This window comes from Devosia sp. Leaf420 (assembly GCF_001425445.1).
Lineage (GTDB): Bacteria > Pseudomonadota > Alphaproteobacteria > Rhizobiales > Devosiaceae > Devosia.
This window is the reverse complement of record NZ_LMQU01000014.1, coordinates 196,151-204,573: the sequence shown is the minus strand read 5'-3', so window position 1 is coordinate 204,573 and position 8,423 is coordinate 196,151. Positions and strand designations below refer to the sequence as shown.

General features: G+C 61.0%; 8 protein-coding genes and 1 pseudogene. 5 read left to right on the top strand and 4 right to left on the bottom strand.

Translation table 11 applies throughout. The features are described from left to right. Window positions 1-229: hypothetical protein (locus ASG47_RS21000; protein ID WP_210168439.1), on the top strand; the 229-nt coding region annotated here is incomplete at its 5' end. Between the two features lie 194 nt (window positions 230-423). Here ASG47_RS21000 and ASG47_RS18885 read toward each other — a convergent pair. Next, a complete protein-coding gene (locus ASG47_RS18885; protein ID WP_061911784.1) occupies window positions 424-1,878 on the bottom strand; it encodes an aldehyde dehydrogenase in 1,455 nt (484 codons plus the stop codon). Between the two features lie 128 nt (window positions 1,879-2,006). Next, a complete protein-coding gene (locus tag ASG47_RS18880; RefSeq protein WP_061911783.1) occupies window positions 2,007-2,441 on the bottom strand; it encodes an FKBP-type peptidyl-prolyl cis-trans isomerase in 435 nt (144 codons plus the stop codon). Window positions 2,442-3,009: 568 nt separating this feature from the next. Between ASG47_RS18880 and ASG47_RS21160 the strand changes: the two are divergent. After that, window positions 3,010-3,324, top strand: a pseudogene (locus ASG47_RS21160) (transglycosylase SLT domain-containing protein); the annotation flags it as partial. An 80-nt stretch (window positions 3,325-3,404) separates the two neighbouring features. Here the strand turns inward: ASG47_RS21160 and ASG47_RS18870 are convergent. Continuing rightward, on the bottom strand, window positions 3,405-4,319 hold the full coding sequence (locus ASG47_RS18870; RefSeq protein WP_061911781.1) for an ABC transporter substrate-binding protein: 915 nt from the start codon (window positions 4,317-4,319) through the stop codon (window positions 3,405-3,407). A gap of 98 nt (window positions 4,320-4,417) precedes the next feature. Between ASG47_RS18870 and ASG47_RS18865 the strand changes: the two genes are divergently transcribed. Genes ASG47_RS18865 through ASG47_RS18855 form a run of 3 tightly spaced genes read left to right on the top strand, consistent with a single transcriptional unit; the run spans window position 4,418 to window position 7,297 of the window. Then, a complete protein-coding gene (locus ASG47_RS18865) occupies window positions 4,418-5,440 on the top strand; it encodes a FecCD family ABC transporter permease (RefSeq protein ID WP_244487137.1) in 1,023 nt (340 codons plus the stop codon). Continuing rightward, on the top strand, window positions 5,437-6,480 hold the full coding sequence (locus ASG47_RS18860; RefSeq protein ID WP_061911780.1) for a FecCD family ABC transporter permease: 1,044 nt from the start codon (window positions 5,437-5,439) through the stop codon (window positions 6,478-6,480). The genes ASG47_RS18865 and ASG47_RS18860 overlap by 4 nt, the downstream gene beginning before the upstream one ends. Next, a complete protein-coding gene (locus ASG47_RS18855; RefSeq protein ID WP_061911779.1) occupies window positions 6,473-7,297 on the top strand; it encodes an ABC transporter ATP-binding protein in 825 nt (274 codons plus the stop codon). The genes ASG47_RS18860 and ASG47_RS18855 overlap by 8 nt, the downstream gene beginning before the upstream one ends. On the opposite strand, the gene ASG47_RS18850 is transcribed toward ASG47_RS18855, so the two are convergent. Then, complete coding sequence (locus ASG47_RS18850; protein WP_061911778.1) at window positions 7,294-8,340, bottom strand: HD domain-containing phosphohydrolase; 1,047 nt, start codon at window positions 8,338-8,340, stop codon at window positions 7,294-7,296. The genes ASG47_RS18855 and ASG47_RS18850 overlap by 4 nt on opposite strands. Window positions 8,341-8,423: the final 83 nt, after the last annotated feature.

Sequence of the window (8,423 nt, the reverse complement as noted above, 5' to 3'; positions counted from 1 at the left end):
GTCAGATTGCGCTAATCAGTGGGAACAACTCAAAGTCGTTCGCGTCGTCAGCGTCGCGGTTTCTAGTGAAGTTCTTTTTCACTGTCAATCGCTTTTTTCGATTTTCTTTTCGGTTCGTTTGAACTCACCGAGGAGAATTTCGAAACCACCGCTAAGTCAGATTGCTCTTTCTTTTCAGTGGCTTGCTACAGTTCGTTTCGCCGTTTGGCGGCTCGCTCTGCAGCGGTGAGCCGGGTTATAGGGAGGTCGTTCGGGGCTGTAAACCCCCTTTTCCAAACTCGATGACATTTCTGTCGCCTTGGGAGGGGGTGTGCTGTGGAAATGTCGGATGAAAGCCCTAGAAAACAAGGGCTAAGCGCCGATTTAGCACTTCTGTTCACCGAGCGGTGAATGTTTCAGCGCCCTATTTGGTTCCAGTGATGTTCAGAACGGATAATGGATGTGTTCAGCGCTTTGCACCGTTATCCAGCGCAAATCGGTGAACTCGGCGATCCCAGCCTTGCCACCGAAGCGACCATAGCCAGAGGCCTTTACGCCACCAAATGGCATTTGCGCCTCGTCATGCACGGTCGGGCCATTGATGTGGCAGATGCCGGATTCGATTTGGGACGCGATCGCCATGGCGCGGGTCACATCCCGACCAAAGACGGATGACGCCAAACCGTATTCGGTATCGTTGGCGACCTGCACCGCCTCTTCAATGTCCGCTACCCGTGTGACGGCGACGACGGGGCCGAAGGATTCCTCGTGATAGATGCGCATGTCGCTCGTGACGCCATCAAGGACGGTCGCTTCCATGATGGCGCCTTCTATCCCGCCACCCGCAACAAGGGTCGCGCCTTTAGACACAGCGTCGGCGATCAGCGCGCCATTGCGCGTGGCGGCTTGCGGATCAACGAGGCAGCCGAGCGGGGTATTGTTGTCGCGCGGATCTCCGGCCTTGAGGCTTTTTGCCTTGGCGCCGAGCTTGGCGACGAAATCACCGGCGACCTTGGCATCGACAACAATGCGTTCGGTCGACATGCAGATCTGGCCCTGATTCATATAGGCGCCGAACGCGGCAGCAGCGACGGCGTCGTCGAGATCGGCATCGTCGAGCACGATCATGGGCGCCTTGCCACCGAGTTCGAGCAGCGCGGGTTTGAGATTGCGCGCGGCCAGCTCCGCGATTTTGCGGCCGACATTGGTCGAGCCGGTGAAGTTGATGCGGCGGATGGCAGGATGGGCGATGAGCGCCTCTACTATAGAGGGAGCGTCATCGGCCGCATGCGAGATGACGTTGAGAACGCCCTTGGGGAGACCGGCCTCGATCAGGACCTCGGCAAGGAGGCAATGGGTGCGCGGCGAAATCTCGCTCGACTTGAAAACCACGGTATTGCCGCAGGCAAGCGGCGTCGCCAGCGCGCGGATGCCGAGAATGACCGGTGCATTCCACGGCGCCATGGAAAGAACGACGCCCGCAGCCTGGCGAATGCCATAGGCCGTCGAGCCCGGGCGATTGGACGGGATGATTTCGCCAGTGATTTGCGTCGTCAGGCCAGCGGCTTCGCGCAGAATTTCGGAAGCGAGCATGACATTGAAACCGGCCCAGCCAGCAGTCGCGCCGGTTTCTTCGGCCATGGCGGCGATGAAATCGGGGGCGCGGGCAGAGAGGCGATCGGCAGCGGCAAGGAGAATCTTGCGGCGGAAGGCGGGGGCGCTGCGGCTCCATTCGGGGAAGGCCGCTTTTGCCGCATCGGCGGCGCGGATGGCGTCTTCGACCGTGGCGGCGGCGGCACTGGTGACGACCTCGCCGGTCATCGGATTGCGGCGGTCAAAGCGCGCGCCATTGCTGGCATCAGCGCTCTGGTTGTCGATGAGTAGGCCGATCGCGGTCATCTTGGTCTCCCGAAGCCGAATATGGCGCCAAGAGAGAAAGCGCGAGGCGTTCGGTCAAGGGGCTTTATTGACGCTCTCTATAAAGCGGCCCTGCCTCCGGGCGGGGAGACAGGGCCGAATGCTTGCGATCAGGCCGCTTTGACGTCGACGACCTCGACGTCGAAGACGAGGTCCTGGCCGGCAAGGGGATGATTAGCGTCAACCGTGACGCTCTGCTCGTCGAGGCCAACGACGACGATGGGCAAGAGGCCACCATCGGAGGTGCGCGCCTGAAGCTGGCTACCGACCGCCAATTCCATGCCGGACGGAATCTTGCTGCGGTCGAGTTGCTGCACCGCTTCTTCACGACGCTGGCCATAGGCCTCGTCGCACGGAATAGTGACTGTGCTCTTCTCACCGACTTCCATGCCAGCGACATGGGCTTCGAGGCCCTTGATGACCTGTCCCTGCCCCAGCTTGAACTCGAGCGGCGCACGGCCCTCGGAGGAGTCGAACGGGGTGCCGTCGGTGAGACGGCCGGAATAATTGATTGATACGATGTCGCCGGTCTTGGCCTTGGTCATGGCTCAAACCTTTCGGGGGATTGGGGCTTTCTTGGCCCGTTTGAGTCTGCCGCACGCCTTCGCGAGAATAGCCGAATGGCAGCTTGCGAAGCTTTGGCAGCGCGTCTTCAAGACGAAGAACGCACCGGATGCGCACGACGGCGATGGCGGGTAATGTAGGTGCTAAACCTCAGATGTAAACCGTGATCGGTCAGATAGGAGAGACTTCGATCACGTTTACCTTCGCTTGACGCTGAATCATCTATTCGCCATCAAGACGCCGCGATTACGCCTTAGGAGCCGCATGACAGAGACAATAAAGGACAGATCAATGACGGCACGCGTCTTGCCCCTGGCAGGAACGATTACGCTAGCCGTGCTTGTCTCGGCCTGCTCCATGGCCGGTATAAAGCCACTGCCTGGCAACAAATCGGCCACTGCCGCCATCGCGTCCCTGGCGCCCGCTTCGCCCGGCGATACGCCGGCTGGCTACATGCCCAAGGCTGCAGCCGTTCCGCGCGCCGCGCCGAACATGCTGCTTGGCTTTGCCGAAAGCGAGCGTGGTCCGATGGACGGCATGATCGCTCATTATGCGAGTGCCTATAAGGTGCCGGAATCCCTCGTCCGTCGCGTCATCGCCAAGGAAAGCGGCTTTAATGCCGGCGCCCGCAATGGCCCCTATTATGGCCTGATGCAGATCAGCCACGCGACGGCGCGCGGCATGGGCTTTGGTGGCGAGGCCGCCGGCCTTCTCGATGCCGAGACCAATCTGCGCTTTGCAGTGCGGTATCTGGCCGGTGCCTATGTGACGGCTGGCGGCAATGAATCGCGCGCCATGCAGCTTTATGCCAGCGGCTATTACTATGACGCCAAGCGTCAGGGCCTCTTGGAAGAGGCGGGCCTGCGGTAGAGGTTTTCGCAGCCGTGTTGTTTAGAGTCAGATTTCGGCCCCCTTTCGGGGGCCGTTTCTTTTTGTAACTCGGCTTAGCGGGTGCTGGTGACGCCGTAGATCTTTTCGATATCGTCTAGCAGCAGATTGGCCGCAATAATGCCGCCGGCCGTGTTCCAGACGGCGTCCGAAACGGCGTGCACCTTGCCGGCCTTGACGACGGCAAGGTTCTGCCAGAGCGGGTCGGCTGTCCAATCTGTCGCCTGGGTCGCGCCTTCGCCATTGCCGGTTTCATAGGTGAAGGTGATCAAGCGATCGCCTTCGAATTCGGGAATGCGCTCCTTAGTGATCTCTTCGGCGAACTCATCCTTGTCCTGGCTTGCGGGACGCTGGAAGCCGAGTTCGGAAAGGATCAGGCCCGAAAAGCTGTCCTTGAACATGATGCGGGTCTGGCCGGACATGAAGCGGGCAATGGAAATCTTTTCGTCGAGTGACGCGCCCAGTTCATCGTGCAGCGCAGCGACCCGCGCGTCGAATTTGGCAAGCGCGGCCTTGCCTTCTTCGCCCTTGCCGGCAGCGTCGGTGTAGAGCGCCATGTTGACCTTCCAATCGCCGCGGAGACGTTCGGAAATCACGGTCGGGGCAATGGCCGAGAGCTGATCGTAGATGGCCTCGTGGCGCAGCTTGGTGCCGAGGATCAGATCGGGCTCGAGCGAGACCAGCACTTCGAGATTGACGGCGGACTCTTCGCCGAGAACCACGACATCGGTCATATCGGCCGCGATGTGATCATACCACGGATCGCCGAGCCAGGATTTGACGGCGCCAACCGGCTTGATGCCGACGGCGAGCAGGGCTTCGGTGCCTTCATTGGTCAGGACCACGATGCGCTGCGGATTATCCGGCACATCGGTGACGCCCATCGAGTGGATGATTTCGCGCGCGGCGATCGGGCCACCGAAAAGAGCCACCAGGGCAAGTGGCGCGAGAATGGCGGAGAGAGACTTCATGGCTGCCCTTCTATTCTTGACATCAAGCATCAGAAATTGGATGGGTGCAAACAGTCAGAATTCAATATGACTGTCAATATCAGCATTACGAGGCAGGCTTGGCTTCCACAATGGCGCTTCCGAACAGGCGGTCCCGACTGGGGGCCTCGAAAGCGACCGTCTATGCGGGGCTGATCGGGCTTATGGCCCTCTCCATGCTGATGAGCCTGACATTGGGCTACAAGATTTACTCGCTCGACCAGGTTTTTGGCGCGCTCTTTGCCCATGATGGGTCCGAGACCGCCGTCGTCATCGCCGGATTGCGGCTGCCGCGCGCGTTGATCGCACCATTGACCGGGGCGGCGCTGGGGATGGCGGGGGTCATCGTGCAGACACTCTCGCGCAATCGCATCGCGTCGCCCGATACACTGGGCCTCAATGGCGGTGCATCGCTGGCGGTCGTCGTGGGCAGCGTGGTCTTCGGGGTGCAGTCGCTCGCTGGACTGTCGCTGGCTGCGGCCTTCGGAGCCTTTATCACCAGTATTGTCGTCTTTGGCGTCGCGGCAAGCGCGGGCGGCTTGTCGCCGCTCAAGATCGTGCTGGTGGGCGTGACCTTCGCGAGCCTTTCGCATGCGCTGGTGGAAGTGATCCTGACAAGCAATGAGGCGCAGCTCCAGCAATTGCTATTCTGGCTTTCAGGCGCCTTTGTCGATCGGCCGATCAGTCTCTTTTATAATGGACTGCCTGTGGTGCTGGTTGGCGCCGTTCTGGGGATTGGCCTGTCCCGGGCGCTCGATGCTCTGCAGGCGGATGACTCGACGGCCGCGGGTTTGGGCGTACCGCTGGCGGCCGTGCGGGGAGTGGCGTTTCTGGCCGTGGCACTACTGACGGGTGCGGCCGTTTCGATGGCAGGACCGGTGGCCTTTGTCGGCCTCGTCGTGCCGCATGCGGCGCGGCGGCTTGTGGGGCTTCGGCATATCCACCAGCTTCCCGCGGCGGCATTGTTCGGGGCGGTCTATACGACGCTCGCCGATGTCGCGGCGCGCTTTGTGATTTATCCGGTGGAAGCGCCGGTCGGCGCGATTACGGCCGTAGTCGGCGCCGTGGTGCTGCTCGTGCTTTTGGCGCGGAGGGCGGCATGAGCCTTGTGATGGATAGAGCCAGCGCGCAAAGCGGCCTCGGGATTGGCGCAATCGTGCTCATCGTTTTCGCGCTTTTCGTGCTGCTCTGCTTGGCCGGCATTGGATTTGGCTCGACATGGATTTCGTTCGATAAGGTCGCGCATGTGATCTTCGGCGGCGGCGAAAAGTCCGAACGGCTCGTCGTGCTGCAATTGCGCATGCCGCGTGTCATGGCGGCCGCTATTGCCGGGGCGGCAATTGCCTTTTCGGGTTACCTCCTCCAGCGCATTACCCGCAATGAATTGGCATCGCCCGGCGTCTTGGGCGTGGTCGATGGCGCAGCGCTCGGTGTCGTGCTGTTTCTGGCCCTTTATTCGAATGAATCAAACGCACTGACGGTACCTGTTGCCTGGCAGCCGCTCGCGGCGGCAATCGGCGCGCTGGCCGCAATCACGCTCGTTTTCATTCTATCCGGACGGCAGGCGTCTTCGGCCATTCGCCTCATTCTCTTCGGCATTGCCGTTGCAGCCGTTGCAAAAGCACTGACGACGATCTTCATGCTAATCGGGCCGATCTATCAGGCGGCGCAGGCGGCGCGTTGGCTGGCAGGATCGGTCAACGCCATCGGCTGGGGCGAAATCCAAATCATGGCCTGGGCGCTGCTGCCCGTCGTTGCCATTGCCGGTCTCTTGGCGCGAGAACTGCCGCCGGCCGATCTCGACGATGTGTCTTCGCGCAGTATCGGGCTCAATCTGCCGGTCTATCGCGTGGCGGTGTTTGCGGTCGCAGCCCTGCTCACCGCGATTGCCGTCGCCTTTGTCGGCGGGGTCGGCTTTATCGGGCTGATAGCGCCGCATCTGGCGCGGTTGCTGGTCGGGCGGGCGCGCTTTGCGGGCATCGTCACGTCGATGATGCTGGGGGCGATGATGCTGGTTGGCGCCGATCTCTTGGTGCGCGTCGCCTTTGCGCCGACAGAAGTCCCAGCTGGTACCGTCACCGCGATTGTCGGCGCGCCCTACTTCCTCTTTCTCTTGATGCGCAAGGACAAGACCAATGGCTGAGCTCGCCCCAAGCCGCATTGAAGTGCGCGACCTGACGCTGATGTATGGGCACGACACCGTGCTCGACGCGCTGAGCCTACCCATTCCGGCGGGCAAGGTAACGGTTTTGGCCGGTCCGAATGGCTGCGGGAAATCGACATTGCTGCGCGCCATTCGCCGGCTGCATCTAGGCCAACGTGGGCAGATCCTCCTCGATGGCGTCGATATCGGTTCGCTCGGGGCCAAGGATCTCGCCCGGCAAATCGGGCTTCTGGCGCAAAGCCCTTCGGCGCCGCCGGATATGAGCGTCGAAGAGCTCGTGCGTCTCGGCCGCTATCCGCATCAGGCCATGTTGCAGCCCTGGAGCGAGAAGGATGGCGCGGCCGTCCATCGCGCCATGGAAGGCACGGGCGTCGACAATCTTCGGCATCGTCGGATTGGGTCGCTATCCGGTGGGCAATTGCAGCGCGCCTGGATCGCCATGGTGCTTGCACAAGAAACCGACATCATCTGCCTCGACGAGCCGGTCAACCATCTCGACATGGCCCATCAGCTCGATTGCCTCGACCTCGTCGCCAAACTCAATCGCGAGGATGGGCGGACCATCGTGCTCGTCCTCCACGATCTCAACCTTGCCGCGCGCTATGCCGACCAATTGGTGTTCGTGCATGAAGGACGGGTGCGGGCACTCGGCAAGCCGGAAGAGCTGATGATGCCGGAACTTCTGGCCGAGGTCTTCGAGGTGGACGCAGCAATCATGACCGACCCGGTGCACGGGCGGCCGATCTGCATTCCGCGCGGACGCGCCAAAGTGAAAAGAGTGCGGGAAGTCGCCTAGGCGCTAATGGCCATTGGCTCTGGCTGCGTCATGAGCTCGCGAATTTCGCACCAACGGTTCTGAAACGCGACGACGCAGCAAGGGTCGAAATGCGTGCCTGAGCAGCGGACGATTTCGGCATAGGCTTCGTCGAGGGACCAGGCCCGCTTATAGGGACGCTCGGAGCAAAGCGCGTCGAAAACGTCCGCCAAGGCAACGATGCGGGCTTCGAGCGGAATAGCTTCGCCTGCCAGCCCATCGGGATAACCGCTGCCATCCCACTTTTCATGATGGCGGAGCGCGATGAGTTCGGCAGTCTGGATCAGTTCAGAGTCGCCATTGCCCAGAATATTCGCGCCAATCGTGACGTGTTCGCGCATGCGCGCGAGTTCTTCGGGGCTCAGTTTGCCGGGCTTTGAGAGGATGGCATCGGCAATGGCGATCTTGCCGACATCGTGCAAAGGCGCCGCGAGATAGATCATCCGGCATTGGTCGGCATTGAGGCCAAGGCCTTCGCCGATGATCTGGCAGATGGTCGCGACACGCGAGACGTGCTCACCGGTATCGCCATCGCGATATTCGATGGCGCGAGCGAGACGCCAGATGATTTCTTCCTCGCGGGCCAGGAGATGAGCCGTCGCCTTTTCGACTTCGCGGGCTAGGTGTTTTGCCTGATCGGCCAGCTCGACCTGCGCCATGCGGAGCGCAAGGAGATTGCCGACGCGGGCTTTCAACTCGGTCGCGTCAAAGGGCTTGGTCAAAAAGTCATTCGCGCCAGCGCCGATTGCTTCGATGCGAATGGCCTTATCGATATCGGATGTCACCATGATGATAGGCACGGTGCGATAACGCGTGCAGGCGCGCAGGGCCTGGGTGAAAGCGATGCCGTCCATTTCCGGCATGATGTGATCGACAAGGACAATATCGTATTGGTAGAGGTCGCACCGATCCAGCGCCTCAAGCGGATTGAGGCAGAGGTCGATATTGTCCCCTGCCACTTCCCGAACGATCGAACCTAATAAGGCAAGGCTCGATCGGCTATCGTCAACGATCAGCACGTGCACGGTAGACGCCCCCCGGCAATAACGGACCGATCCTATAAAGCTCCCCTTATTCAGAGCTTAATATTTGCGGCAGAAACGAGCCG